At 63.5% G+C, this 26,871-nt stretch carries 25 protein-coding genes; 8 read left to right on the forward strand and 17 right to left on the reverse strand.

All coding sequences use genetic code 11. The features are described from left to right. Positions 1–27 precede the first annotated feature (27 nt). The 6 genes from IV454_RS04075 to IV454_RS04100 all read right to left on the reverse strand — a co-directional run bounded on the left by IV454_RS04075 (position 28) and on the right by IV454_RS04100 (position 7,993). Positions 28–1,008 (reverse strand): substrate-binding periplasmic protein, encoded by a 981-nt coding sequence (locus IV454_RS04075; RefSeq protein ID WP_229522052.1) that lies wholly within the window; start codon positions 1,006–1,008, stop codon positions 28–30. A 46-nt stretch (positions 1,009–1,054) separates the two neighbouring features. After that, positions 1,055–2,200, reverse strand: a complete 1,146-nt coding sequence (locus IV454_RS04080) for a glycosyltransferase family 4 protein (RefSeq protein WP_206090436.1) — start codon at positions 2,198–2,200, stop codon at positions 1,055–1,057. Between the two features lie 31 nt (positions 2,201–2,231). Beyond that, entirely contained in the window at positions 2,232–3,365 is a 1,134-nt protein-coding gene (locus IV454_RS04085) for a glycosyltransferase family 4 protein (RefSeq protein ID WP_307730211.1), read from the reverse strand. Then, the gene (locus IV454_RS04090) at positions 3,362–4,297 is read right to left on the reverse strand and encodes an NAD-dependent epimerase/dehydratase family protein (RefSeq protein WP_370663768.1); all 936 of its coding nucleotides are present in this window, start codon (positions 4,295–4,297) and stop codon (positions 3,362–3,364) included. Before IV454_RS04090 ends, IV454_RS04085 begins: the two co-directional genes overlap by 4 nt. 10 nt (positions 4,298–4,307) lie before the next feature. After that, positions 4,308–5,354, reverse strand: coding sequence for a GDP-mannose 4,6-dehydratase (gmd, locus tag IV454_RS04095; protein ID WP_206090438.1), 1,047 nt, complete (start codon positions 5,352–5,354; stop codon positions 4,308–4,310). 326 nt (positions 5,355–5,680) lie between these two features. Continuing rightward, a complete protein-coding gene (locus IV454_RS04100) occupies positions 5,681–7,993 on the reverse strand; it encodes an NADP-dependent malic enzyme (protein ID WP_206090439.1) in 2,313 nt (770 codons plus the stop codon). A 319-nt stretch (positions 7,994–8,312) separates the two neighbouring features. Here IV454_RS04100 and IV454_RS04105 point away from each other — a divergent pair, with 319 nt between their 5' ends. Next, positions 8,313–9,518, forward strand: a complete 1,206-nt coding sequence (locus tag IV454_RS04105) for a hypothetical protein (protein ID WP_206090440.1) — start codon at positions 8,313–8,315, stop codon at positions 9,516–9,518. A 50-nt stretch (positions 9,519–9,568) separates the two neighbouring features. On the opposite strand, the gene IV454_RS04110 is transcribed toward IV454_RS04105, so the two are convergent. The 3 genes from IV454_RS04110 to IV454_RS04120 are packed head-to-tail and all read right to left on the reverse strand — an operon-like array spanning position 9,569 to position 12,085. Beyond that, positions 9,569–10,450, reverse strand: a complete 882-nt coding sequence (locus tag IV454_RS04110; protein WP_206090441.1) for a sterol desaturase family protein — start codon at positions 10,448–10,450, stop codon at positions 9,569–9,571. 22 nt (positions 10,451–10,472) lie between these two features. Beyond that, positions 10,473–11,483 (reverse strand): FUSC family protein, encoded by a 1,011-nt coding sequence (locus IV454_RS04115; protein ID WP_206090442.1) that lies wholly within the window; start codon positions 11,481–11,483, stop codon positions 10,473–10,475. Positions 11,484–11,533: 50 nt separating this feature from the next. Further along, on the reverse strand, positions 11,534–12,085 hold the full coding sequence (locus tag IV454_RS04120; RefSeq protein WP_229522053.1) for a MarR family winged helix-turn-helix transcriptional regulator: 552 nt from the start codon (positions 12,083–12,085) through the stop codon (positions 11,534–11,536). Between the two features lie 130 nt (positions 12,086–12,215). Between IV454_RS04120 and thiL the strand changes: the two genes are divergently transcribed. Both thiL and IV454_RS04130 read left to right on the forward strand, forming a co-directional pair. Next, positions 12,216–13,184, forward strand: a complete 969-nt coding sequence (gene thiL / locus IV454_RS04125; RefSeq protein WP_206090443.1) for a thiamine-phosphate kinase — start codon at positions 12,216–12,218, stop codon at positions 13,182–13,184. A 167-nt stretch (positions 13,185–13,351) separates the two neighbouring features. Next, positions 13,352–14,650 (forward strand): IS4 family transposase, encoded by a 1,299-nt coding sequence (locus IV454_RS04130; protein ID WP_206090444.1) that lies wholly within the window; start codon positions 13,352–13,354, stop codon positions 14,648–14,650. Between the two features lie 286 nt (positions 14,651–14,936). On the opposite strand, the gene IV454_RS04135 is transcribed toward IV454_RS04130, so the two are convergent. From IV454_RS04135 to IV454_RS04145, 3 genes are read right to left on the reverse strand one after another with little or no spacing between them, the layout of a single operon-like run. Continuing rightward, on the reverse strand, positions 14,937–17,522 hold the full coding sequence (locus IV454_RS04135; RefSeq protein ID WP_206090445.1) for an EAL domain-containing protein: 2,586 nt from the start codon (positions 17,520–17,522) through the stop codon (positions 14,937–14,939). Next, entirely contained in the window at positions 17,519–19,546 is a 2,028-nt protein-coding gene (locus IV454_RS04140) for a sensor histidine kinase, YfiR-like protein-associated (protein WP_206090446.1), read from the reverse strand. The genes IV454_RS04135 and IV454_RS04140 overlap by 4 nt, the downstream gene beginning before the upstream one ends. Further along, positions 19,543–20,118 carry a TOL_0243 family YfiR-like periplasmic protein gene (locus IV454_RS04145; protein WP_206090447.1) on the reverse strand — a complete coding sequence of 192 codons (576 nt, stop codon included), beginning with the start codon at positions 20,116–20,118 and terminating at the stop codon, positions 19,543–19,545. The genes IV454_RS04140 and IV454_RS04145 overlap by 4 nt, the downstream gene beginning before the upstream one ends. Before the next feature lie 334 nt (positions 20,119–20,452). Between IV454_RS04145 and IV454_RS04150 the strand changes: the two genes are divergently transcribed. The 5 genes from IV454_RS04150 to IV454_RS04170 all read left to right on the forward strand — a co-directional run bounded on the left by IV454_RS04150 (position 20,453) and on the right by IV454_RS04170 (position 23,694). Next, positions 20,453–20,935 (forward strand): CinA family protein, encoded by a 483-nt coding sequence (locus IV454_RS04150; protein WP_206090448.1) that lies wholly within the window; start codon positions 20,453–20,455, stop codon positions 20,933–20,935. 101 nt (positions 20,936–21,036) lie between these two features. Next, positions 21,037–21,765: a P-loop NTPase family protein gene (locus IV454_RS04155; RefSeq protein ID WP_206090449.1), complete on the forward strand. Its 729-nt coding sequence runs from the start codon at positions 21,037–21,039 to the stop codon at positions 21,763–21,765. A gap of 6 nt (positions 21,766–21,771) precedes the next feature. After that, positions 21,772–22,272 carry a hypothetical protein gene (locus IV454_RS04160; protein ID WP_206090450.1) on the forward strand — a complete coding sequence of 167 codons (501 nt, stop codon included), beginning with the start codon at positions 21,772–21,774 and terminating at the stop codon, positions 22,270–22,272. Between the two features lie 67 nt (positions 22,273–22,339). After that, the gene (locus IV454_RS04165) at positions 22,340–22,657 is read left to right on the forward strand and encodes an ArsR/SmtB family transcription factor (RefSeq protein ID WP_206090451.1); all 318 of its coding nucleotides are present in this window, start codon (positions 22,340–22,342) and stop codon (positions 22,655–22,657) included. Continuing rightward, positions 22,654–23,694, forward strand: coding sequence for a cation diffusion facilitator family transporter (locus tag IV454_RS04170; RefSeq protein ID WP_206090452.1), 1,041 nt, complete (start codon positions 22,654–22,656; stop codon positions 23,692–23,694). The genes IV454_RS04165 and IV454_RS04170 overlap by 4 nt, the downstream gene beginning before the upstream one ends. A 7-nt stretch (positions 23,695–23,701) precedes the next feature. Here the strand turns inward: IV454_RS04170 and IV454_RS04175 are convergent, their stop codons facing one another. The 5 genes from IV454_RS04175 to cysK are packed head-to-tail and all read right to left on the reverse strand — an operon-like array spanning position 23,702 to position 26,863. Beyond that, positions 23,702–24,193 carry a hypothetical protein gene (locus IV454_RS04175; RefSeq protein ID WP_206090453.1) on the reverse strand — a complete coding sequence of 164 codons (492 nt, stop codon included), beginning with the start codon at positions 24,191–24,193 and terminating at the stop codon, positions 23,702–23,704. 13 nt (positions 24,194–24,206) lie between these two features. Next, the gene (locus tag IV454_RS04180) at positions 24,207–24,845 is read right to left on the reverse strand and encodes an SMI1/KNR4 family protein (RefSeq protein WP_206090454.1); all 639 of its coding nucleotides are present in this window, start codon (positions 24,843–24,845) and stop codon (positions 24,207–24,209) included. Then, complete coding sequence (locus tag IV454_RS04185) at positions 24,842–25,462, reverse strand: hypothetical protein (protein ID WP_206090455.1); 621 nt, start codon at positions 25,460–25,462, stop codon at positions 24,842–24,844. The genes IV454_RS04180 and IV454_RS04185 overlap by 4 nt, the downstream gene beginning before the upstream one ends. Before the next feature lie 17 nt (positions 25,463–25,479). Then, positions 25,480–25,929, reverse strand: a complete 450-nt coding sequence (locus IV454_RS04190) for a hypothetical protein (RefSeq protein WP_206090456.1) — start codon at positions 25,927–25,929, stop codon at positions 25,480–25,482. Position 25,930: 1 nt separating this feature from the next. Beyond that, positions 25,931–26,863 (reverse strand): cysteine synthase A, encoded by a 933-nt coding sequence (gene cysK / locus IV454_RS04195; protein WP_206090457.1) that lies wholly within the window; start codon positions 26,861–26,863, stop codon positions 25,931–25,933. Between the last annotated feature and the right edge of the window lie 8 nt (positions 26,864–26,871).

Here is a 26,871-nt window from a genome sequence, read left to right on the forward strand (position 1 = left end):
TCGCGCGGGAGCAAGCCAGCCTGTCCTTCAGCGCGCCGGAAGACCCTGTCCAGCCTCCGCCTCGGTCGGCTTGCGCGGCACCCAGTTGTCGTATTTGCGCTCGAGCCGGCGTGAGGTGCCGTCGCGGTCCATCGCGTCGAGTGCGGCATTCATCTTGCCAATGACGGCGTCCGGAATGGCGCGATTGCAGGCGAGATAGACCTTGATCCGGTTAAACACCAGCACGGGCACAATCCTCCCCGCCCAGCCGTTTTGTTCCATGACGCCGCTGCCAGGACGCAAACCGGCAGCCCACAGGTCGATCCGGTTCATCAGCAATTTTTGTGGATTGAGCATGTCGTTCGGCGCCGGATCGACCTGGAAACCGCGCGAGCGCAGATATTCGTCGCGCGCGTCGCCGTTGTAGGTGCCGATGCGCAGCCCGCGCGCATCTTCCAGGCTGGTGAGCTGATAAGCGCGGTCGGCCCGTCCCAGCAGCACCCATTCGCCCTCGTCGGTCGGCCCCACCCATTTGAACAGTTGCTCGCGTTCGGGTGTGCGCGTGGTCGCGTAGACGCAGCCGTTGGGGCGCTGCACGGCCGCGGTATAGGCCCGTTTCCAGGGAAGCAGGTCGATCGAATAACTGATCGATGCGCGCGCCATGATTTCGCGCACCTTTTCGGTGGAATAGCCAATCACGTGCTCCCCGTCCAGCATGCTGGCCGGCGGCGAATATTCGGTCGTGATGTATAGCCGGGGAGAAGCCTGCGGCGAGGCGGCCCGGACATCCGCCCCGGCCAGCAATCCCGCAACAACGAATAACTGCTTCAGCATGGCCAGCCTTTGCGATTTCCTCGTCAAAGCATACCAGTTCCGGCGTTGGGGGGGCAATTGCGCTGCTGAGTACGAATCAGCCGAAGGAGATGTAAAAAGCGGGGCGGGGAAGAGTGGCCAAGTCATGCCGGCCATGAAATGCAGCACCGCGCTTGCCGCCACCGGCAGACATGACGCTGTTACTTTCGGACGCAAACATGCCGCTCAAGCGCTTTGCGGCGGGCAAGGCCGCCGCACAGACTCAGGCCTGGACTTGCGCCAGCGCCACGGTAGCGTGATTCGCCACCAGTTCGTGATACAGCGCGGTATAGCTCTTGGCCATTTGCTCGGCGGTGAACAACTCCCAGTAGCGTGCTTCGGCGCGCTTGCCCATCGCTTGCGCCAGTTCCGGGTTGTCCCACAAGGTGCGCATGGCGTCGCCAAACGCTTGCGGGTCGCTCGGCGGCACGACCAAACCCGTTTCGGCATCGATATTGATGTAGGTCGTGCCGGTACCGATCTCGCTGGAAATCATCGGCTTGCCGTACATCGCCCCTTCCAGCAAGGAAATGCCGAACGCTTCCGAACGCAAGTGCGAGGGGAAGACCAGCGCGTAGCACAGGGTCAGCAAGGCCACCTTGTCGGCCTCGTCCAGCGCGCCGACGAACAGCACGTGGGTCAGGCCGAGCCGTTCGGCATGCGCCTTGAGCTCGGTCTCGATGGGACCGGCGCCCACGATCACCACCGGATAATCGGTATTGGCGACGGCATCGAGCAGAATATGCAAGCCCTTGTAATAGCGCAGCACGCCGACGAACAGGAAAAAACGCTCGCCGATCCGGGCACGCCATTGATCCATGCGCGCCTGGTCCGGTTCCGGATAAATGGTCTTGTCCAGGCCGTAGGTGATGACGCGCGTCTTGTCGCGATAACGGTCCAGCACGGCCGACGAAGCCATGTAGTTGGGCGAGGTGGCGACGATGGTGTCGACACTTTGCAGGAAACGGTGCTTGAGCGGCTGGTACAGGCGCAGCAACTGCTTCTGGCGCACGATGTCGGAGTGGTAGGTGACCAGGCTCGGTTTCTTGATGCGCGAAATAAAGTGCGCCAGGTCCATGAAGGGCCAGGGGAAGTGGTAATGTACCACGTCCGCTCCTTCGGCCATGCGCGCCAGTTCGCCAAAGGCGGCCAAGGAAAAGCCGGTCGAGGAAATCTCGAAGTCGAGCGGCAGCAGGCGCACCTTGTGGCCTTCGAAGTCGACATCGCGCTTTTCCTTCTGGCGCGTGAGTGTCAGTACCTCATTGCGCACGCCCAGGCGGCCCGTGCCGACGCACATTTGCCGGATGACCTGCTCGACGCCGCCCACCGATTCCGGGAAATAGGTTTTATAGAAATGTAGGACACGCATAGTTTCGCAAATGGCTCAGGACGACGGCAAATTATTGTGAAAGGACGGCACGATACACGACGGCGGTTTGCAGCGCGGTGTCGTGCCAGGTCAACTGGGCTGCGCGAGCGCGGCCCGCCGCAATGCAACGCGAGCGCAGCGCATCGTCGCGCGCCAGCGCTTGCATCGCCGCGGCGATGTCGCCAGTGTTGCCCGGATCGACGTCAAGCGCCGCACCCCGGGTTACTTCCGGCAAGGAACTGCTATTCGAAGCCACCACCGGCACTCCCGACGCGAACGCCTCGACGACGGGGATACCGAAACCTTCATACAAAGACGGAAACACAAACACACCGGCGCCCGCATACACATGGCGCAGGCTGTCGGCGCCGGTCAGCTGGTTCAGCCACACGACTTGCTCGCCCTCTTGCCGCGCCGCGCTCATGCGCGCGATCAGCTCTTCGCAGCGCCAGCCGGCGCCGCCGACAATCACCAGCTGGCGTTCGGCCCGCAGCGCATCCGGCAAACTCAGATAGGCACTGAGCAGGCGCTCGACGTTCTTGCGCGGCTGCAAAGTACCAACAAACAAAAAATAGCCAGCCCGCAAGCCGTTGCGGAGCAAGGTCGCCGCCACGGCGGACCTATCGGGCGCTTGCAGCCACGCCGCATCGACGCCGTTGGGCACCACGCTGATCCTGTTTTCATCGACCCCGAAGCATTCGACCAGTTCACCGATCGCAAAGTTCGACACCGCGATCACATGTTGTGCCTTGCGCGCGGCTTTTTGCTGCATCCAGTTCTTGGCGCGCCGCATGCCGGGGCTGCACCACTGCGGATACTTGATCGGCAGCGCATCGTGCAGGGTCGCCACCACCGGGCAATCCATGCGCACGATGCGGTAATCGGTCGCGTGAAAAAGATCGGCCGGCATGTGCACCCGGTTCGCGCGCGGCGTGAGCAGGTCGGTCAGGCTGGCCGCCTCGAACGATTGCGGCATGGCCTGGCCCACCGTGATCGGCGTGGTGTCGCCGCGCGGGCGCGGATACGAATACGCCGCCACATCGCAGCCGGCGCCCGGCAAGTGCTGCAGCAGCGCCTGGGTGTACACGCCGATCCCGTCCAGTCTTCCGCCGGTCAGGCCCGGTTCGATCATGGTCGTACCCAGGCCGACGCGCACGCGACTCACGCCTGGTACATCCAGCGCAAGGTGTCGGCCAGCGCAATCGTGGACATGGCCCCGATCGCGCCGCGCAGTTTTTCATTGTTGCCCATCAGGACCAGCACATCCTTGGCGCGCACGAAAGCCGGATTGACCTTCACTTCAATCTTGTAGCCGGCAATCGATTCCATCAGCGCGATGACCTCGCCCAGCGAATGCGCCTGGCCCGAGCAGATATTGAAGGTCTGGCCGGCGACGTTCGACGCCAGGAGGCGGCGGTAGCTGTCGGCCACCATGCGCACGTCGGAAAAATCGCGCGCGATGGCTTGGTTGCCCAGTTCGATCACCGGCGCCGCCTTGCGGAAATGCGCAACGATCTTCGGCAACAGGAAATTGTCATCCTGGCCCACGCCGGTATAGTTGAATGGCCGCGCGATGATGATCGGCAGCTTGTCGCTCCACAACTGCGCCATGTGTTCCATGGCCAGCTTGCTGACGGCGTAATCGTTGGCCGGCGCCGGCGCCAGGGATTCATCGATGCGGCCGACGCTGGCGTTGCCGTACACATTGGCGGACGATGCCAGCAGCACCGCCGACGGCGGGTGGCGCTGGGCCGCCAGCGCTTCGAGCAGGTTGCGGGTGCCGACGATGTTGACGCGGTAAATCAGTTCGGCGTTGGCATGCGCCACGAAGGCGATGCCGGCCAGGTGCACCACGACGTCCGGCTGCACCTGTTCGATCATGGCGGCCACGGCGGCGCGGTCAAGCAGGTCGACCGCGAACACATCGGCGTCAAGCGGATGGTCGCCATGGCCGGGCACCGCGGTGCCGAACACGCGATAGCCGGCAGCGGCCAGTTCGCGCGCCACGTAGCGCCCCGTGAAGCCGTGCAGGCCGGTGATCAGGGCACGTTTGCCCTGCCCTTCGGCGCCGGGCGCGGGAGACGTTTCCGTGACCATGGCCGTCATATCAGAAGGAAAAACCCTGTTCGTTGCGGCGCATGTCGGCCTCGACCATCATCTGGCACAACTGCTCCAGGGTGGTCTTCGGTGCCCAGCCCAGTTCGCGCATGGCCTTGGCCGGATCGCCGATCAGCAACTCCACTTCGGCCGGACGGTAGAACTTGGGACTGATGCGCACCAGCAGCTTGCCGGTGCGGGCGCAATGGCCGGTCTCGGCTTCGCCCTTGCCCGTGAACTCGATATCGATGCCGGCACCCTTGAACGCCATGGTGACGAAGTCGCGCACGGTTTCGGTACGGTTGGTGGCCAGGATGAAGGTGTCGGGCTGTTCGGCCTGCAGGATGCGCCACATGCCTTCGACGTATTCCTTGGCATAACCCCAGTCGCGCTTGGCGTCGAGGTTGCCCAGTTCCAGTACGTCGAGCTTGTTGAGGACGATCTTGGCGACCGAATCGGTAATCTTGCGGGTGACGAATTCACGGCCGCGCAGGGGCGATTCGTGATTGAACAAAATGCCGCTGGAACCGAAGATGCCGTAGGACTCGCGGTAATTGACCGTCATCCAGTGGGCGTACAGCTTGGCCACGCCGTACGGGCTGCGCGGGTAGAACGGGGTATCTTCGACTTGCGGGATGGCCTGGACCTTGCCGAACATTTCGGAAGTCGAGGCCTGGTAGAAGCGCGCCTTCGGGTTGACGATGCGGATCGCTTCGAGCAGGTGAACCGCCCCCAGGCCCGTGATGCTGGCGGTGGCAACCGGCTGCTCGAACGAGACACCGACGAAACTCTGGGCCGCGAGGTTGTACACTTCGTCCGGCTGGGAGGTCTGGATCAGGCGAATGCTGGACGAGAGGTCGGTCAGATCGTATTCGACCAGGCGCAGATTGGGATGAGCCTGGATACCCAGCTCTTCGATACGCCAGAAATTGACCGAGCTCGTGCGACGATACGTGCCCGTGACTTCGTAGCCCTTTTCAAGCAACAATTGCGCAAGGTAAGCGCCATCTTGCCCGGTGATCCCGGTAATCAGGGCTTTTTTTGTTGTTTTTTGCATATTGGTGATATTCGTGTGTAGTTGGAGAGCGGTAATCTGCACGTCCGACTCGCAGTTAACAACTCAGCATTGTAACAGAATCGATTTGATCATTCTTTACGCAAAAGAACCTCGTGCAATACAAACAACAACAGGCGTGGACATTATGCCCTGATTGATCGGGTGGACGGCGCCAGCTTACGCATTGTTACGCCTATCTTGAACTGTAATGAAATGTAGTAATACACGTTTTTCCTGAGCGAAATTACTACAAAAAACGGCCGGCATCGATGACGATGCCGGCCGTTTTCAGCGCGCAAAAACTGGCGCGCCGTGTGATGCGCGGGTCAGCGTTCCGAGACCGCGTCGACCACGCACAGGGCCGTCATATTGACGATGCGGCGCACCGTGGCCGATGGGGTCAGGATGTGCACCGGCTTGGCGCAGCCGAGCAGCACCGGGCCGATCGCGATGCCGTTGCCGGCCGCCGTCTTGAGCAGGTTGTAGGCGATGTTGGCGCTGTCGATATTCGGCATCACCAGCAAGTTGGCCTCGCCCTGCAGGGTCGAGTGCGGCATCAGCTGCTTGCGCAGCTTGGCGTCGAGCGCCACGTCGCCGTGCATCTCGCCATCGATTTCCAGCTGCGGCGCCTTTTGCTGCACCAGCGCCAAGGCCGCCCGCATCTTCTGGGCCGAGGCGCTGTTGGCCGAACCGAAGTTCGAGTGCGACAACAAGGCCGCGCGCGGAATCAGGCCGAAGCGGCTCATCTCGTCGGCCGCCATGATGGTGATCTCGGCCAGCTGCTCGGCGCTCGGGTTTTCGTTGACGTGGGTGTCGACGATGGCCATCTGGCGTTCCGGCAGGATCAGGAAATTCATCGCCGCGTACACATTGGCGCCCTCGCGCTTGCCCAATACCTGGTCGATATAGTGCAGGTGCAAATTGGTGGTGCCGAAGGTGCCGCAGATCATGCCGTCGGCGTCGCCCTTGTGGATCATCATCGCGCCGATCAGGCTGTGGCGGCGGCGCATTTCCAGCTTGGCGTATTCCTGGGTCACACCTTTACGCATGGTCATCGCGTAATAAGTCTGCCAGTAATCGCGGTAGCGGTCTTCGTGGTCGGGATTGATGACGTCGAAATGCTCGCCCTGCTTCAAGCGCAGGCCGAATTTTTCGATGCGCTGCTCCAGCACGCTCGGACGGCCGACCAGGATCGGGCGCGCCAGTTTCTCGTCGACCACCACCTGCACGGCGCGCAGCACGCGCTCTTCTTCGCCTTCGGCGTAGACGATGCGCTTGAGTTCCGGCGGGGCCGCCTTGGCCACCGCGAACAGCGGCTTCATGAAGGTGCCGCTGCGGTACACGAATTGCTGCAGGCTGTCGGCGTAGGCTTCCAGGTTGGCGATCGGACGCGTCGCCACGCCGGACTCGAAGGCTGCCTTGGCCACGGCCGGGGCGATGTGGATCAAGAGGCGCGGATCGAAGGGCATCGGGATCAGGTATTCCGGGCCGAACGAGAGGTTGCTAATGCCGTAGGTGGTGGCGACCACGTCCGACTGCTCGGCGTGGGCCAGGTCGGCGATCGCGTGCACGACCGCGATTTCCATTTCGCGCGTGATGGTGGTGGCGCCGCAATCGAGGGCGCCGCGGAAAATGTACGGGAAGCACAGCACATTGTTCACCTGGTTCGGATAATCCGAACGGCCGGTGGCGATGATGGCGTCGCCGCGCACCGCCTTGACGTCTTCCGGCAGGATTTCCGGGGTCGGATTGGCGAGCGCCAGGATCAGCGGATTGGCCGCCATCCCCTTGACCATATCCTGCTTGAGCACGCCGCCAGCGGACAGGCCCAGGAAAATATCGGCGCCCGGCATCACTTCAGCCAGGGTGCGCAATGGCGTGTCTTGCGCGAAGCGCGCCTTGTCCGGGTCCATCAGTTCGGTCCGGCCCTTGTAGACCACGCCGGCCAGGTCGGTCACATAGATATTTTCGATCGGGAAGCCGAGGTCGACGATCAGTTCCAGGCAAGCCAGCGCCGCGGCGCCCGCGCCCGACACCACCAGCTTGCACTCGCGGATATCCTTGCCGACGACCTTGACACCGTTCAGGATGGCGGCGCCGACAATGATCGCGGTACCGTGCTGGTCATCGTGGAAGACGGGAATCTTCATGCGGTCGCGCAACTGGCGCTCGATATAGAAGCACTCCGGCGCCTTGATATCTTCCAGGTTGATGCCGCCGAAGGTCGGCTCCAGCGAGGCGATGATATCGACCAGCTTGTCCGGGTCCAGTTCGTTGATCTCGATATCGAACACATCGATGCCGGCGAATTTCTTGAACAGCACGCCCTTGCCTTCCATCACAGGCTTCGAGGCTAGCGGACCGATATTGCCCAGACCCAGCACGGCGGTACCGTTGGTGATGACGGCCACCAGATTGCCGCGCGCCGTGTATTTATAGGCGTTGCCCGGGTCCTTGACGATTTCTTCGCAAGGAGCGGCCACGCCGGGCGAGTAGGCCAGGGCCAGGTCGCGCTGGTTGAGCAGCTGCTTGGTTGGCGTGACGCTGATTTTTCCGGGACGGGGGCACTCGTGATACTCGAGCGCGGCGAGGCGCAGTTGCTGGCGCAGTTCTTCCTTCTTCTCTGGTGACGAATCCATGCTGGTACGGCCTTCCTGTGTACTGTCGGGGACTGACGATTTTATCAGACGTGATCTTTCAACAAGCTACGTATTTTCACCAACGTCGGGTCAATTGCCCCAAAACACGAAAATTCATCGCACAAAACAAAAAAGCGATCGCTCGCTCGGCGCTACAGGCCGGTACACATGGCCGACAGTTGATACAAATCCTAGACATAAACGCAATAGACCCATGCCTGGGGCTGGCCAGACAATGCACGGCATCGCGGCGCTGCGGGGCGGGAGATCCCTTCCAGGGCGGCGCGAGCCTTCGCCAACCCTGTCCAAAGAGCATCCCATGAAACCTGTCCAACAAGTCCTTCCCGCCGGCCTGATCGCCGCCACCCTGCTGACCGGATGCGGCGGTGGCGGCGGCGACGGCGGCAAACCTGGCCCCACCCCGGCGCCCGACCCGGTCGCGCGTGTCGACGTGCTGATGAGTCACGATCGCGGCATGAACGCCATCACCATCGACGACAAAAATGCCTATGTCGCGTTGACCAATACCGAAACCGAAGCGACCTCGGTACTGACGACCGCGCGCGGGGTCAGCGCCAAGTCAATCTGGCAAAACGTGGCCCTGGGCGAATGCAAGCTGCCGGCCAGCACCCAGGTCGAAGTGCGGCGCGCGGCCGAGCTCAAGCAGGTCGATGGCAAGACCCTGCTGATGCAGCCGGCCTGGGGCAGCGCCGACGAACACACCTTGTGCGAGCTGGACCAGGCGAAGATGAGCTTTGTGCCCAAGGACAAGGACTTCCGGATCTGCTACGCAACTTACTGCGAACGCATGCAGGTGGCCGATGTCAAGGCGGTCGGCAGGCGCTGGTTCGCCAATGGCGGCGCCGGCCAGAACCTGCAGATCTCGAACGACCAGGGCCTCACTTGGCGGCCGATCATGGGGACGATGGACAGCATGAGCTGCACCCACCAGTCGTTCGAGGTGGTGGGAGGACTGCTGCTGACGGGCGGCGAATGCCCGCTCGACATGGCCTATGTGCGCGCTTACGCCATGAACGCCGACAATTCCGGGCTGGCCTCCAAGGTTCCGGTGCAGATCAGCGTGCCGGAACTGGAAAACCGCAACGTGCATCTGATTACCACCCTGGGCAAGAGCGAGCGCGTGTTCATCGGTGTCGAGGGTGGCCTGCTGCGCAGCGACGACAGCGGCAAGAGCTACAAATTCGTGCTCAAGCAAGCGCTCTCGGGTGGCGCGAATTACCCCTACATCACCAGGTTGCTCTCGCCAGCCGGCAAGCCCAACGTGATCGTCGCGGCCGGTTTCGACAAGGCTCATGGCTTGCCGTATCTGGCCTGGTCGAACGACAACGGCGACAAATGGACCGACCTGTCAACCCTGCTGCCCGGCTACAAGCGCACCGTGGCGGACGCCACCAGCCAGGTCACCGCGATGGCGGAAGATACGCAAGGGCGCATCCTGGTGACGGTCAACGAGGAATTCAAGAAAAAAGGCCGCCTGGTGGAGGTCAAGCTGGGCCGCCTGTAAGCCACGCGACAGCGCGGCGTTCGCGCCGGGTTTCCACGCATCGCAGGGAACTAGCGCCGGCTCCCGGCAGCGCGCAGGCGAAGCTCCTCGGTCGTTTCTCCTTCGCCATCCGGTTTCCAGCCGGGCGGCATCAGGAGATAGCCGAGCACGGCCCGGATGCTGCGCGCGCCCAGCAAGTCCTTGACGAGAGCGGCCCATGGATCGAACTCGATGCGCAGCGGGTTGTAGCTCGTCTGCGGGTGCACCAGGCCATAGCGGCAGGCGATATCGTCGCGCTCCTTGCTGTAGGTGCCGAACAAGCGGTCGAAGACGATCAGTACGCCGCCGTAGTTCGCGTCGAGATACTCCAGGTTGGCGGCGTGATGCACGCGGTGCGCGGACGGCGTATTGAAGACATATTCCAGCCAGCCCAGCCTGGGAATCCAGGTGGCGTGAATCCAGAATTGGTACAGCAGATTGAGCGCCAGTGTCGCGGCCACAATGCGCGGGGAAAAACCAATCCAGATCAGCGGGATGAAAAAGAGGGTGTTGCCGATCAACTTGCCCAGCAAGCCGACCCGGAAAGCGGCCGAGAGATTGAGTTCATTCGGTGAATGATGCACCGAGTGGTGGCACCAGAACCAGCGTACCCGGTGGGCGGCGCGATGGTAGCAGTAATAACAAAACTCCTGCCCAAAAAACAGGATCAGCACGCCTTGCCAGCTATCGAGATGGGCAGTCGCGAGCCGGTGGCCCCATATAAAATCGATGGCCGGACCCGCAATCGACATGGGTAACAGTATCGACACCACGGTACGTCCGATCAGATCGGCCATGGAGACGCCCATGGCCTTCCAGTCGAAGCGTGCCCGGCGCGACAGCACCCAGGCTTCGATCAGCGCACAAACCAGCACGACCGGCAACGCAACAAATAACAGAAATTTTTCCATCATGCCCCCGTGGTGTCAACGTTCATCAAGACTGCTCGTGCGGCTTTTTTCGCAAATAAAAGCAGATGCGCTGGAGGTCTTCCAGCAGCATATGCAGTGGCGCGGCCAGCAACACCGCGCGGCGGCAAGATGCTCCGGCATCGGCAAGATGGCTTTCATGGCCGGCGGCGATCCGCCGCAGCGAACTCAAGTCGGCTTGACCTGCCCCTGCCATGCAATCGGCGACACTGTCGAGCGCCAGCGCCACTGCCTGGGCGACCTCGCAGGCCGGACTGTCATCCTGGCGCGCAGGGGCGGCGAGCAACATTCGCCTCAGCACCGCGACATCTTGAAACACGCGTTGCATCAAGCCGGTGAGGCGGCTGTAATGGCGTGGCTCGCGCAGCGCTTGCGCGCGCCGCAACAGCGGCGCTTCCCGGTCCGCGCCACGCGCCAGCATGGTGAGCCGGCCGAGCGCATGACGCGCGCTCGCTGCCGCCTGTTCCGCCTCGCTGTCCGTCGTGTTGACCTTGTCGTCCGCCTGGCGCAGCCGCAAGGCCATTGCCCGCAGCAAGGAAGCGCATCCCGCATGCAAACGCCTGGGCGCGTCATATGTCGAGGAAAGCAGCGCGACGGCCAGCGCAACACCGACCCCAATGCCGATCTGGCTCACGCGAAGGACGGCCGTTTGCAGCGCCGAGTGGCCGGGAAGCTGGCTGGCGCTCAGGATGATCAGGGCGGCCACGGCGGCGCTGCGCAAGGCCGGTGTGGCGGCACTGGCAAACGCCAGGGCCGCCACGATGGCCAGGGTGGTAAGCAGCGCATCGGCGCCGAGATGCTCGACATACACGCCCAGCAAGCCACACAGGACGCCGGCCATCGTGCCGCACACGCGCTCCCAGCCGGCATCGAGCGAGCCGCCGGCACTGGGCCGCATGACGATCAACACGCTCATCACCGCCCAAAAGTGCTCGGGCAAGCCCGCCAGCACCGACGCGAAATAGGCCATCACGACAGCGGCGGCAAGCTGCCAGCCGTGCTGGCGATTCGCGGACATGCGGGGCCGCCACGAACGCGCCTGGCGTGCCCAAAATGCCAGGCGCATGATTATTCTCCTTGCTCAGGGCCGCTGGCCGGATCGGTTTGCGCCGGCGCCAGCTCGCCCACGGCGTCACCGATGCGTTCAAGTAAGGAACAGGCTTGCCGCAACAAGGCGCGCTCCTCCTGGCTCAAGGTGGTGGCGATGATCCTGGCCAGCGAGGCGTCGCCGTCCTGAACGGCGTCGATCAAACGCCGGGTACCCTCCCGGGTCAAGGTCATCAAGGACTTGCGGCCATCGGACGCATCTGTCGTGCGGACAAGCCAGCCGTCGGCTTCGAGCTCCGCAAGCAGGCGGGTCAGCGATTGAATCTTGATGCCTTCATTGGCGGCAAGCGCCGTTGGCGTCATCGGGCCTGCGCGATAAAGCTGCCCGACCACACTCAACTTGGTCGCGCTCAGGCCAGCGTGACGCAGGTTCGGACGCAAGCGGCGAGCCAGCTGCGACACGGCTCGACGGAGATGAACGGCAAATTGGGCGGCATCAGAATGGGGCATGGCGATATTCCTAAGATTGATCTTACTATTCAATATAGTACGATACATCTTAGTAATTTTCAAGCCTGGATGTGCGCGCCTTTCCAATGGCCCCGTGCATGGTCTGGCAACCCGCATGCCCGCTCGCGCATCAGGACTGCGGCAACATGCCCGTTGGCACCGGATTGGGCGCAGGCCGGGGTACAATTTGCGGATGCTCTCCGAATTCGACCTCATCAAGCAGTACTTCCAGCGTCCCCGGCCCGGCCAGGCCGTGCTCGGCATCGGCGACGATTGCGCGCTGCTCGCCCCCTCCCCCGGCATGCAGATGGCCATTTCGTCCGACATGCTGGTGGAAGACCGCCACTTCTTCGCCGGCGCCGACGCGCGCATGCTGGGCCACAAATGCCTGGCGGTGAACCTGTCCGACCTGGCGGCGATGGGCGCCAAGCCCGTCGCCTTCACCCTGGCGCTGGCGTTGCCGGCGGCCGACCGCGACTGGCTGTCCGGATTTTCCGCCGGCCTGTTCGCGCTGGCCGACCAGCATGGCTGTGAGCTGATCGGCGGCGACACCACCAAAGGCCCGCTGAACATCTGCATCACCATCTTCGGCGAGCTGGCGCCCGGCCATGCGCTGCGGCGCGATGCCGCCATGGCCGGCGACGATCTGTGGATCTCGGGTTCCCTGGGCGACGCCCGCCTGGCGCTGGCCGGCTACCACAAGGAATATGCGCTGGACGATGCCGCCCAAGTGGCGGCCGGCGCCCGCATGCACATGCCGACTCCGCGCGTGGCACTCGGCCTGGCCCTGGCCAATGCCAGGCTGGCCCACGCCGCCATCGATATCTCGGACGGGCTGGTGGGCGACCTCGCTCACATCCTGGCCGCTTCGAAGGTGGGTGCCACGCTGGACGTCGACGCGCTGCCCGCCGGACCGGTACTGGCCGCGCAGCCGCAGGCGCTGCGGCGCCGGTTCTGCGCCGCCGGCGGCGACGATTACGAGTTGTGCTTCACGGCCGCGCGCGCGCAGCGCGAGGCAATCATCGCCGCGGGCGTTGCGTGCGGTAGCGCCGTCACGCGCGTCGGGACAATCGACGCCGCGCCGGGCCTGCGCCTGGTCGACGCCGCCGGCAGCGCGCTCGACCTGCAACTGGCCGGCTTCGACCACTTCGCGAGCGCCTGATTTTTTCCGATAAATCTAGCGCCGTCGTTTCTGGCATTGCCAGAAACGACTTCCCGCGCAGGTCCCAGTTTCTATGAAACTCCTCAAATCTCTTGGAACTGTGCAAAGTGCGAGGGCGCTTCCAAATGGCGCTAACCTAAGCTCCGTCATTCCTGCCATTGGCAGAAATGACTTCCCGCGCAGGCGCACTGCTGTCCGGAATAAAGTGGGTTGACAACGTTAAAAGGGTTGCAGGTATTGGTTTACGAGGGTTAACCTCTGTTTGCCAACTTAAAAACCAAACCTGCAACATGTTCAGCATAACTACTTTTCAGCGTTTAATGAAGGGGCTCCCGCGAGGAACCTTCGCTCAACTAGTCGAACGGCACAATGCCGACAAATATTGCAAGAAGTTCGGGCATTGGGATCATCTCATTGCCATGCTCTACGCGCAGATCAGTGAGGCGAAGGGGTTGCGACCACTGGAGACTGGCTTCAACAGTCATGTCGCGCATCACTACCATCTTGGTACGTCAGCGATCAAGCGCTCCACCTTGGCTGACGCCAATGAGAATCGATCTGACACGGTGTTTAGTGATACCGCTGCCTGGTTGATGGGGAAGGTGTCGCGTAAGCTGCGCCAGCAAAGCAATGATCTGATGTATTTGCTTGACTCCACCTCGTTGACGTTGAAGGGACGGGAGTTTGAGAGGTGGACGCCCGAGAATAGCACTCGCAATACGCAAGGCTTGAAGCTGCACGTTTTGTATGATGCCCATGATGCAATCCCTGTCTGGCACGACATTAGCCACCCCAACGTCAATGACGTTGAACGGGCAGTTGACGTACCGCTCGAAGCGAACGCGCTCTATGTATTTGACAAGGGCTCTTGCGATTTCAATTGGTGGAAATCCATTGACGAGGCCAACGCGCGCTTTGTTACTCGTTTCAAGAACAACGCCGCTGTCAACGTCCTGCAGAAATCGGACATCCCTGCTGACGATGCGCACATCGTGCTCAGCGACGAAATCGTTACTTTCAAGCACAAACGGCTCGGCGGAAAACGGATCAATCTCTACTTTGGGAAGCCTTTGCGCCGTGTCATCGTGGCGCGGCCGAACAAAGATACGCCCATCGTTCTGGCTACTAACGACTTCGACAGTAGTGCCATGGAAATTGCCCAGCACTACAAAAAGCGCTGGGCAATCGAGCTGTTCTTCAAATGGATCAAGCAGCACCTCAAGATCAAGCAGTTCCTCGGACGATCTGAAAACGCGGTCCGGATTCAGATACTTACCGCTCTCATCAGTTATTTGTTGGTTGCACTGTTCAACGAGTCCAACCGTGTGAAACGGACCCTGTGGGATTGCCTTTGCTTCGTCCGCGCAACCCTATTTCAACGTACGGACACCGAAGATTTACATGATCGCCGACGACGACAAGCGGCGCACGAATTCGCAGAAATTCAAGGATGCCTCTTCTCGTGAGCGCGTCAAGAAAATTATTCCGGACGACAGTGCGCGCAGGCGGGAATCCATAGCACATTCGTATATCGACGGTGCTATGGGGGAAACGCATGCGTTTCCGCCTGCGCGGGAGCGACGGTTTCGAGGTTTGGAGTCGCAAAGCTGCTCAAATTAGCGGCAAAGACTAGTTACTGGAGAGGCGGGAACCCAATTTCGTCGAGCCGCCCGTAGTTGCGGCATGTACTTGGGTTCCCGCCTGCGCGGGAACGACGGTTTTTAGGTCTCGGGGGCGAGCGCCCAACCGCCCCTACTCCGCCTCCACCTGCCCCGCTTCGACGAAATGCGCATTGTGCGGGTCGTCCTTGGGACCGTTCATCAGCCAGTAGTGATGGAAGGCCAGGCGCACGTTATCGCGTAATTGCGTCTCGTCCCAGGGCTTGGTGTAGAAGCGGTAAATCGCGCCGCGGTTGATCGAGTCGAGCACCGCTTCGAGCCCCGTGTAGCCTGACAAGATAATCCGTATCGTGTCCGGATACAGCTCCTTGACCTTGCTCAGGAACTCGGTGCCGCTCATGCCCGGCATGCGCTGGTCGCACACGATCACCTGCACCGTGTGCAGCGCCAGCAGCTCGAAGCCTTCGCCCGGCGACACCGCCGTCAGGATGCGGTAGTTATCGCGCTTGAACAGCCGGTGCAGCGACGACAGCACATTGACGTCGTCGTCCACGATCAGCAAGGTCTGGCGGTGATTGTCGGGCGACTCCGGCTCGGACGGCTGCGCCAGATTGGCCAGCACCATCTCGCCGAACTCCCCGGCCGGCAGCGGGCGGCTGAAATGAAAACCCTGCACTTCATCGCAGCGGTGGCGCCGCAGGTAGGCCATCTGCGCCGGCGTCTCGACCCCTTCGGCGATCACTTGCATATGCAGCGAATGGGCCATGCCGATGATGGCCAGGGCGATGGCCGCATCGTCCGGATTGACCGTCACGTCGCGCACGAAGGCGATGTCGATCTTGAGCTTGTCGATCGGGAAGCGCTTCAGGTACGCCAGGCTCGAATAGCCGGTGCCGAAATCGTCGATCGCAATCGTGATGCCCAGCTGCTTCAGATTGCCCAGCACCGCGATGGTGTGCTCGGCGTTGGACATCAGCGCGCTTTCGGTCAGTTCCAGTTCGAGCAGCGCCGCATCGATGCCGTGGCGGCCGACCGCCGCCCGGATTTCGCCTTCCAGGTCGCCCTCGACAAACTGGCGGCTCGATACATTGACGGCTACGCGCACGTCGCCCACCTCGCTGGCCGACCACAGGGCGATCTGGCGGCAGGCTTCGTCGATCACCCACCCGCCGACCCGCACGATCAAGCCGGTTTCCTCCATCACCGGCACGAATTCGGCCGGGAACACCAGGCCGTAACCGGGCCGGTTCCAGCGCAGCAGCGCTTCGGCGCCGCTGATGCGGCCCGTGCGCAGATTCACCTTGGGCTGGAAGTACAGCAGGAATTCGCCATGCTCCAGCGCGTGACGCAGCGCCAGTTCGAGGTCGAGCCGCTCCAGCACCTGCACGTTCATGCCGGCGGTGAAAAAGCGGTAGCCGTCGCGCCCCGCTTCCTTGGCCCGGCTCATGGCCGTGTCGGCGTACTTGATCAGGGTTTCGGGGTCAAGGGCGTCGTCCGGGTACATGGCGATGCCGATGCTGGCCGTCAGGCCGGCCTGCTTGCCCTGCAGGTCGAACGGCGCCCGCAAGGTGTCGCGCACTTCGTTGGCGACGTTGACGGCATCCTGCTGGTTGCGCGTCATGGTCAGGATGAGCGCGAATTCGTCCCCCCCCAGGCGCCCGACCGTGTCGCGGATGCGCACGCACTGCACCAGGCGCGTGCTGAACTGGCGCAGCAGCTCGTCGCCCAGGGCCGAACCGAGCGAATCGTTGACGGTCTTGAAGCGGTCGAGCGCGATGAACAGCACCACGATGCGCCACTGCTTGTCCTGGGCCAGCTCGATCGCTTCGCGCAAGGTCTGGTAGAACAGGGTGCGGTTGGGCAGGCCGGTCAGGCTGTCGTAGCTGGCCAGGTGCGCCAGGCGCTGGCGCGCGGCCAGCCGTTCGCTGATGTCGCGCGCCACCGCGATCAGCATGCGCGTGCTGCCCACGCTCTGGGTTTGCCAGTAGATTTCCACCGCTACTTCGCGCAGGTCGGCGCGGGTCAGCTGGTCTTCCACCAGGTCGGGGTAGCGCGCGATGTCGCGCTCCGGATCGGCCTGGCGCGCCAGCTGGCCCGGGCCGGCCAGTCCGTACACCGTGGGGTCGAGCCGCAGCAGCTCGTCGCGCCGGTAGCCGAGCATGCGGCAGGCACCGTCGTTGACGTCGACCACGTCCATGCTGCCGGTATCGATCAGGAAGATGGCGTCGTCGGTGGCGTCCATGGCGCTGCGAAAGCGCTGCAGCTCGGCGGTGCGCTCGCGTACCGTTTGTTCCAGCAGGGTGCCGTAGCTCTTCGATTCGCGGTGCAGCAGGCGCACTTCGAGCATGTTGCGGATGCGGGTGAGCACTTCGACCGGGTCGAACGGCTTGCCGACGAAGTCGCGCGCGCCGGCGTCGAGCGCGGCCAGCTTTTTGTCCGGTTCGGCCGTCACCACCAGCACCGGCAGGTAGGCTTCGGTTTCCATGGGCGCGAGCGCTTCCATCACCTGGAAGCCGCTCATGCCCGGCATGTGCAGGTCGAGGATGATCAGGTCGTAGCGGTGCTTGCGGTGCATGGCGGCCACCTCGCGCGGGTCGGTGGTGCTGCTCACGTTGGTGTAGCCGGTGGTCGTGAGCAGGTATTCGAGCAGCTGGACGTTGACCAGCTGGTCGTCGACGACCAGGATCGCGGCGTTATGGATGTCATCGAGCGATATCATGGATTCCGCGCTTTCTGCGCAAGCTGCCGCGTGTCGGCGAATGCGAGGGTGCTGTCGATCGCCTCGTTGAATTCGTCGATGTTGATCGGTTTGGTGAGGTAACGGAAAAAGCCGCTGGCCAGCCCGCGCTCGATATCGCGCGGCATCGCGTTGGCGGTCAGTGCGATGACCGGAATGTGCGCCGTGCGCGGATCGCTGCGCAATTCCTTGAGCGCGTCGGCCCCGCTCACGCACGGCAGGTTGAGGTCCATCAGGATCACGTCCGGCAGGTGCGCCTTGGCCAGTTCGATGCCGAGGTGGCCATCGGGCGCGGTCAGCAAATGCAGGTCGGGCCGGAAGCGCACGATCTCCTGCACCAGTTTCAGGTTGGCCGGATTGTCTTCGACGTACAGCAGGCTGTGCTCGGCCAGCGGCACGGGCGCCGCCTTGTGTTCCAGGGTCAGCACGATCGCCTCGCCGACGGCCGAGGGCACGGGCTCGGTCAGGCCCAGTTCGATCCAGAACACCGTACCCACGCCGACGCTGCTCGAGACGCCGATTTCGCCGCCCATCAGTTCCACCAGGCGGCGCGTGACGACCAGGCCGATGCCGGTGCCTTCCTCGCTGCCGTTTTCCTGGCCCAGGCGGTTGAACGGCTGGAACAGCGACGCGATCTGGTCCGGGCGCAGGCCCATGCCGGTATCCTGCACCGACAGGCGCACCCGGTTGGCGGTGACCACGCTGCAGTCGCACACCACCGCGCCCATGTCGCGGTTGTACTTGATGGCGTTCGAGAGCAGATTTAACAGCACCTGTTTCAGGCGCGTGCGGTCGGCCTGCACCACGGCGCCCGGCGCGTCCGGGAACAGCATGCGGATCTTGCGCTGCTGCGCCAGCGGTTCGGTCATGTTGCGGCACTCGACCAGCATGTCGGCCAGCGCCACCGGCTCCATCGACAAGGTCACGGTGCCCGATTCGACCTTGGCCAGGTCGAGGATTTCGTTGATCAGGGTGAGCAGGTGGCGCCCCGATTTGAGAATGTGGCCGGCGAACTCCTTCTTTTGCGCCAGGGTCGAGGGCAGCGATTCGGACGTGAGGATCTGGGCGAAGCCGAGAATCGCGTTGAGCGGCGTGCGCAGCTCGTGGCTCATCGACGACAGGAAGGCCGACTTGGCCTGGTTGGCGTTCTTGGCCGCGGCCATGGCCACTTCCAGTTCGGCGTTGGTCAGTTCCAGTTGCATGGTGCGTTCGTGCACGCGCACTTCGAGCTGCTCGTTGAGGTCCATGATTTCCTGCTGCGCGCGGGCGCGCTCCTCGGCTTCGCGCGCGATCGCATGGTGCGACGTTTCGAGCGCGCCGGTGCGCTGCTCGATCTCGCCGAGCATGGCGTTGAACGAGTCCACCAGTTCGCCCGCCTCGTCATCGCTGATGCGCGGGGCGCGCCGCGAGTAGTCGCGCGTGCTGACCACTTCGCGCGCCGTTTCGGTGAGCGCGACGATCGGCGCGGTGACGATGCGCCCGAGCCGGCGCGTCATCAGCCAGGCGATCAGCATCGCCAGCGCGATCACGCCGGCGGCGATGCTCAGGTAATCGATCGCGCGCGCGACCAGGGTGTATTCGGCGCGCAGGTAGACGGTGCCGAGCAGTTCGCCGTTTTCGACCACCCTGCGGTACAGCAGCAGGTCGTCGCCGCTCACGCGCAGGTCGTCAGTCTGGGGACTGACCGGGAACGGGTGCAGCTCGCCGCGCGCGCGGTAGGACGCGAACAGCGCGCCCTTGGCGTCGTAGATGGCGCCGGCCCGCACCGACGGGCGGATGCGCAGCAGCGCCAGGTTTTCGGTGGCCAGGCGGGCATCGTCGAAGGTGAGCGCGGCCGATGTCATGTGGCCGAGCAGTTCGGCCTGGGTCGCCATGTCGCCCAGGAGCGCCTTGTGGTAGTTGCGCAGGTCGTAGGCGATCACGGTGCCGATCGAGACCAGCAGCGCCGCGAGGGTGGTGAGCATCACCACCGTGACCAGTTTTTGGCGGATCGAGCGGACGATCATGTGGCCCCCTGCACGCGGTTCGCTGCCGCCAGCATGCGCGCGCTGATGCGCAGCCGGCTCGAATTGACCTGGCCGAGGGCGACGTCGAAGCGCAGCCGGTCCTGGGCCACCACAAAGGCGATCATGCACCCCAAGGCAATGCCGTCGTCGGCGTCGGACACGGTGAGCACCGACTGGCCGCGCGCGGCCGCCAGCATGTCGATCACGGCGGCGCGCTCGCCGGCGCCGATGAACAGGATGTGCAAGCCTTGCAGGGGGTCGCCGCGGCGCAGTTTGCGCACCGAAATGGCGTGCCCGCCGACGGTGCGGCCGGCCACCATTTGTTCGAGCTGGTCGGCCAGGCCGTCATTGCCGGCCACGCCGATCTGGAGCGGGCTGTCGGGGCGTACGAAGCTGCCTTCGGGCCACTCGACGAAGCCGGCGAATTTGAACAGGTAGGCCGCCTTCACCTGGTTTTCGACGCTGGGCTGGGCCGCGCAAACGCCGCTCCAGGCAAGCATCGCCGCTCCCGCCAGCAGCGCCAGCCAGCGTCCCGCAAGCCCGCGCAATGCGAACCGGCTCAGGCCCGCCATGGCAGTGCGGCATGCAAAAGAATCGGGGACATGGGACTCCAATCCGAATCAGACAGAAAAGCAAACTCAGCTGTAAAGCCCAGCATATCAAAGCAGCAGGCCGGCGGCGCACGCTAGAACGGCCGGGCGCACAACGATTTCCCCGGATCCACTCTACGCTTTTTTAGTTCGCTTGGATATGGCTTTTGAAACATTGCAACAGGGTGGACGGACAGTGTTGCAGAGCGCATGGTAAAGTAGAATCGCAGGGCCGCGCCGTCGTGCGCGCGCCCCCGACCGATCCGCATTCCGGTCTGGAGCCCGATCCCCGATTACCGTCCAAAAGGAGCAACACGTGACGAACGACATTCTCGATCTTTCCGCCAGAGTCGGCCGCGCGCTGCAAGCGAAAGGCTTGCTGCTGGTGACCGCCGAATCGTGCACCGGCGGCGGGGTAGCGCAGGCGGTCACCGAGGTGGCCGGCTCGACCGGCTGGTTCGATTGCGGCTTCGTGACCTACTCGAATGCATCGAAAACCGAGCTGCTCGACGTGTCGGCGGCGCTGATGGCGCAGCTGGGCTCGGTCAGCGAGGAAGTGGCGGCCGCCATGGCCAGCGGTGCTTTGGCAAACAGCAACGCGCACGTGGCCTTGTCGACCACCGGCATCGCCGGCCCGAGCGGGGCGGTACCGGGCAAGCCGGTCGGCACGGTCTGTTTCGGCTGGGCCAGGGGCGACACGGTCCAGACCGAGCGCCTGGTGTTCGCCGGAGACCGCCACGCCGTGCGCGAGCAGACCGTGGTGCACGCGCTGCAAGGGCTGCTGCGCATCATCGAATAGAGGCGCGATGGCGGATGGCGCCATCGTCCGGTTCTCCCCTTGCATTGACACCCGCCGGGCCGGCGCGCGCACCGGCGCCGGCCATTTTCTGGAGCAATTCGATGCACAATACGGTTCATTTCATCTTGCAGGGCAAGGGCGGCATCGGCAAGACCCTGGTCTCGACCATCCTGGCGCAATGGCTGGCAGGCAAGGACGAGCGGCCCCTGCGCTGCTACGACACCGACCAGGAAAACGCCACCTTTTCGCGCTACAAGGCGATGAACGTGAAACACGTTCCGGTCATGACCGATACGCGCAACATCGACCCCAAGCGCTTCGATGCGCTCATGATCGACCTGCTGGAAGAGGACGGCAATTGCGTGATCGACAATGGCGCCAACACCTTTTCGCCGCTGATGGGTTACCTGCTGGAAAATGATTGCTTCGATTTGCTCAAGGAATCGGGACGCAAGGTGTACATCCACACCATCGTCGGCGGCGGCGACACCCTGCACGACACGGCCATGGGCTTTGTCTCGACCGCCAAGTCGACCGCGGTGCCGCTGGTGCTGTGGGAAAACGAACACTTCGGCCCGCTGCAATCGGCCACCGGCAAGGTATTTACCGAATCCCAGACCTACTCCGATAACGCCGCGCGCGTGTGCGGCCGGGTGGTGCTGTCGCAGCGCAATGCCGACACCTTCGGCGCCGACATCAAGAAGATGAATATCGCGCGCCTGAGCGCCGATGAAGTGCGCGCAAGCGACAAATTCAACGTCATGGAAAAGCAGCGCATCAAGGTGGTATTCCGCGACCTGTTCGAGCAACTCGACAAAGTCCAGTGGTAAGCCGGCATGGACCAGCAAAAACTGCGCACCCTCGTCTTTGAAAAAACCGGCGTGCGGATCGATATCGACGATCCGATTTTCGCGCTGGTGGCGCTGAACGAGGCGGTGCTGGCCGAAGCGGTCGAGCGCCACGTGGAACTGCTCGACGACGCCACCGCCGACCTGGCCGACCAGGTCCAGGCGCTGCAGGAGAGCGGCCACCTGAGCCATGCCGCCGTGGTGCGGCCGGCGGCGCTGCTCGCGCCCGTGCCGCCCACGCCGCCGCTCCAGGAAAAACGCCTCATCGCGATTGCCGGCGGCGCGGCGCTGCTGTGCGCGTTCGTGGTACTGGCCGGCCAGGCGCTGCTGTTCCGGCCCGCGCCCGGCGCCGCCCCGCTGATCGCGGCAAAGGAATTGACGCCGGAGCAAAGCGCCGCCCTGCGCCATGGCGAGAAGCTGGCGACGGTCGTGTCGAAACTCGACGCGAAAACCCGCGCGGCCATCGCCGCCGAGATGCAAAAGCCGTAAATCAGCCAAGCGCGACCGTGCAAAGCCGATTTGCGCTATCATGTCTACATATCTTCACATGTTGACTATGAAACCTTCTCCCGATAACGACGCCTCGATTGCCCAACTGGCCGACCTGTTCCACCTGCTGGGCGACCCGACCCGGCTGCGCATTGTATTGTCCTGCCTGGCGGGGCCGATTGCGGTGGGCGACATGGCCGCCGCCCTGCAACTGAGCAGTTCGCTGGTGAGCCACCACCTGCGCCTGCTGCGCGCGGCGCGCATCGTCAAGGCCGAGCGCCAGGGCAAGCAAGTGTTTTATTCGACGGCGGACGCCCACATCAGCGGCGTGCTGACCGACATGCTCGAGCACATCGCCGAACCCACCAATGGAATCGACCCATGACCAGCGCTCACGACCACGACCACGACCACGATCACGACCGCGCCGGACACAGCCACGCGCATGCGCCCGCCAAGGCGGCGGCGCACAAGCACGACCACGGCCATGATCACGACCATGGGCATGGACATGGCCACCATCACCATCAGCTCGACCCGAACGGCAACGGACGCGCGTTCGCGCTGGCCATCGGCCTGAACACGGTGTTTGTCGGCATCGAATTCTTTTACGGATTCCTGGCCAACTCGACGGCGTTGATGGCCGACGCCGGCCACAATCTGTCGGATGTCCTGGGCCTGATGCTGGCCTGGGGCGCGGCCATGCTCACCAAGCGCGCACCGGACGGACGCTACACCTACGGCTTGCGCAGTTCGTCGATCCTGGCGGCCCTGCTCAACGCCCTGCTGCTGATGCTGGCCTGCGGCGCGATCGGCTGGGAAGCGGTGCACCGTTTCGCCAATCCGGGGCCGGTGCAGGGCATGACGATGTCGGTGGTGGCCGGCATCGGCGTGCTGGTCAACGGTTTTTCGGCCTGGCTGTTCATGGCCGGCAGCAAGGACGACCTGAATATCCGGGGCGCTTACCAGCACATGGCGGCCGACGCCGCGATTTCGCTGGGCGTGGTGCTGTCGGGCGTGGCCATCATGTTCACCGGCTGGACCTGGCTCGACCCGGCGGTCAGTATCGTGATCGTGCTGCTGATCCTGGCCACTACCTGGGGCTTGCTGCGCGAATCGCTCGACCTGGTGCTGGCGGCGGTGCCGGCCAATGTGGATGCCGATGCGGTGGGCGACTATCTGAAGGCGCGGCCGGGCGTGGCCGGCGTCCACGACTTGCATATCTGGGCCATGAGCACGACCGAAACGGCCCTGACCGCGCACCTGGTGATGCCGGATGGCTACCCGGGCGATGCGGCGCTGGATGCCATCGTGGCGGCGCTCAAGGCCGATTATGCGATCCACCACTGCACCTTGCAGGTGGAGCTGGGGACCAGCGATCATAGCTGTACACTGCATGCGGAGCAAGCAAAGCCGGCCTAGCCAGCGTTCAGAACAGGTGTGCGGCCAGGCTGAATTGCTGGTCGGGCTCGCAGCCGAGAAAGCGCTCGCGCGCGATGGTGTCGCCATAGGCGACGTTGTAGATCACTTCCGAGTATTCCTGGCCGTGCGAGGAAGTGTGGCGCCCGTTGAGCACCAGGCGCGCGCTGTGGCCGGGCGCAAGGCGGATGGCGATGTTGCTCCCGGAACGGCGCGGCTGGCCTTCCGCCGCGTCCCACCTCAGACCGAGCACCAGCAAGCCATCGTCATGCTCGCGCAGTAGCAGGCTGCGCTCCTTGCGCGGAGCGTGCTCGGCCCGCTTTTCCTTTGTCAACACGGCGGCGAAGCCATCGTCTTCACGCATCAGGTAATGCTGGCAGCAATACGCCGAGCCGGTTTGCAGCAGCGCAAACGCGCGTGGCAGCAATGCCCGTTCGGTGGCGCGTGGCGCGCCGCGGGTGGCTTTGGTCCAGCGGATTTCGACAATTTGCACGGCAATCATGACGTGACCGGCTTCATTTGCCAGGATACTGCGCTTGCGCTTTCAAGCGCAGGTAGTCGAGGAAGTGCCCCGTGTCCGGTTCCACTGTGGACAGGCTGAATTCGTCGTCCTCTTCCACGAGCCGGTATTCGCCATTCTCATACAAGCCGAGCAGGCATTCCAGGAACTGTTCCAGGCTGGCGCCCGCCTGCACGCGCATAAATTCGCGTCCTCCGAACGAGATGACCTGACCCACCTTGCCCGCCGGATCAGGATCGAGGTCGATGCCGAGAAAGGCGCCGCCAGCGTCGTCCGCCAAGGGAATCCACGCCTTGCTGGCGGAACATTGCCGGATGGTTCCCGGTGGAAGGCAGGTGTAGGAAGCAGCGTCATCCCCAAGTTCCCCAGCCGTTTCGAAGGCCCAATGTTTCAGGGCGTCGTCGAGTGTCAGGAGTGGCAAACCGAAAAACAGACCGATCACATTGTGGTCGGCGTCATCGGCCTGGCCGTTGTGCCAGCGGTACAGCGCACGCACGGATGACGGCAATGGCGCGCCGATTGCATCCTCGAAGGCGTCGATATCGGCATCGCTGGCGCCGGGTTTCAGGCTCGCCGCCATGTGGGGGAAGCGCGTTTCAATGCAGCCTTGCAGCCGGTCGAGCAATTCGTTCATGGTGTTTTTCCGGGTTTTTGCAGCGTTGAAGGTGGCGGCGCGCCCGCCTCATGCACAAAGGCGCGGCGGCAAGCCTGGTCCGGCTGCATGTCGACATCGTCCAGGCGCACCATGCGCGGGCCATATTCGAACCAGGGCAGCACAGGTGACTGGCGCTTGAGCGTGACCTCGTAGACGAGTTGGCTGGATTCCTGATCCTCAACGAGATCGACATGGCAGCGCAGACGCGGCGCGAGCTGTGCGGCATGCTGCCCGGTGATTTCGGCAACGGCGCCCATCAGCCCCATCACGCCAACGGTGGCGAACAGCAATCCCGCGATGCCTGGAAGCGCAGCCAGACTGCCAAGCAAGTAACCGAGGGCCTTGGGACGCAGGCGAAAGGCCGACATGCCGAGTACGGCGAAGGAAAGCCAGGCTACGATCCACAACACCGCGTTGATAGCGACGCTTGCCGTGGACAGGCCGATGGCCAGCGCGCCTGCAACCATGGAGACAGCGCAAGCGAGCATCGTCAACATGAGGCGCTGCACCAGCGGCGTCTGCCGCGACACGTACCACGCCGCCACCGGGCTGGCAAAGGGCGTTGCAAGAAAGGAGCAGAAAAACAGCCAGAACACGAAGCGCCCGCCAGGTATCAGCGAGTGCTGTCAATGGCGGCGGGATGATCGGTACCGTCACGCTGATTTGCAAAGGTTTCGTAGCGCTCGCCGAACTCCAGTTCGAGCGCCAAACGCAACAGGCCGGGGTAGGCGAACCAGAATTGGCGCCGCAGAAAATCCGCGAAGACCGCTGTTCCCATTTCCTCGCGGTACATATTCTGATGCCATTGATCCATGGGACGACGATCAATTGCCAGTATGCGTTTCCGGTGCCGTCCAAGCAGCGCGCCGAGTCGGCCGACACTGTCCACACTGAAGTGCTGCAGCTCCCCGATCTCCTCGGCGTATCCCGTCTCGGGTTCTTGGTAATCATTTTTCTTGGGAAAATGCGCGCGCAGTGCCTTGAGCAGCAATGCACGCGTCAGCGGCTGGGCCGCGACGCGCTGCCTGGCGCTCAGGCGCCGCGCGCCGCTGCCGCCATCCACGTCAGCCCGCCAGATTGGCGAACAGCGGCGTGGACAGATAGCGTTCACCGAACGAGGGGATGATCGTCACGATCATCTTGCCTGCGTTCTCGGGACGGCGCGCCACGGCGATCGCGGCCCACAGCGCGGCACCCGAGGAAATGCCGACCAGCAGCCCTTCTTCGCGCGCGGCGGCACGCGCGGTTTCAAACGCGGCCTCGTTGCTCACGCAGATGACTTCGTCGTACGCCGCGCGGTTGAGCACTTGCGGCACGAAACCGGCGCCGATGCCCTGGATCGGGTGCGGCCCCTTGGTGCCTTTGGACAGGATGGGCGACGCTTCCGGTTCCACGGCAATGGCCTGGAAACCCGGTTTGCGCGCCTTGAGCACTTCGCCCACGCCGGTGATGGTGCCGCCGGTGCCCACGCCGGCCACGAGGATATCGACCTTGCCGTCGGTGTCGCGCCAGATTTCCTCGGCCGTGGTGCGGCGGTGCACATCCGGATTGGCGGGATTGTTGAATTGCTGCGGCATGAAGTAGTTGGGATTGGCCGCGACCAATTCCTCGGCCACCTTGATGGCGCCCAGCATGCCTTCCGGCCCCGGCGTGAGCACCAGCTCGGCGCCGTAGGCGCGCAGCAGCATGCGCCGCTCGTTGCTCATGGTTTCGGGCATGACCAGCTTGCAGCGGTAGCCGCGCGCCGCGCACACCATGGCCAGCGCGATGCCGGTGTTGCCGCTGGTCGGCTCGACGATGACGGTGTCGGGACCGATCTTGCCGGCCGCCTCGGCCGCTTCGACCATGGCCAGGCCGATCCGGTCCTTGACGCTGTGGGCCGGGTTGTAGAACTCCAGCTTGGCGAGGATGTCCGCGCCGGCGCCATGCGCCAGCTTGCGGATCCGGACCAGCGGGGTGTTACCGATTAACTCAGTGACGTCGTTTGCGATTCTCATGCTCACTC

The sequence above is a fragment of the Massilia antarctica genome (assembly GCF_015689335.1).
Taxonomy (GTDB): Bacteria; Pseudomonadota; Gammaproteobacteria; order Burkholderiales; family Burkholderiaceae_D; genus Telluria_A; species Telluria_A antarctica.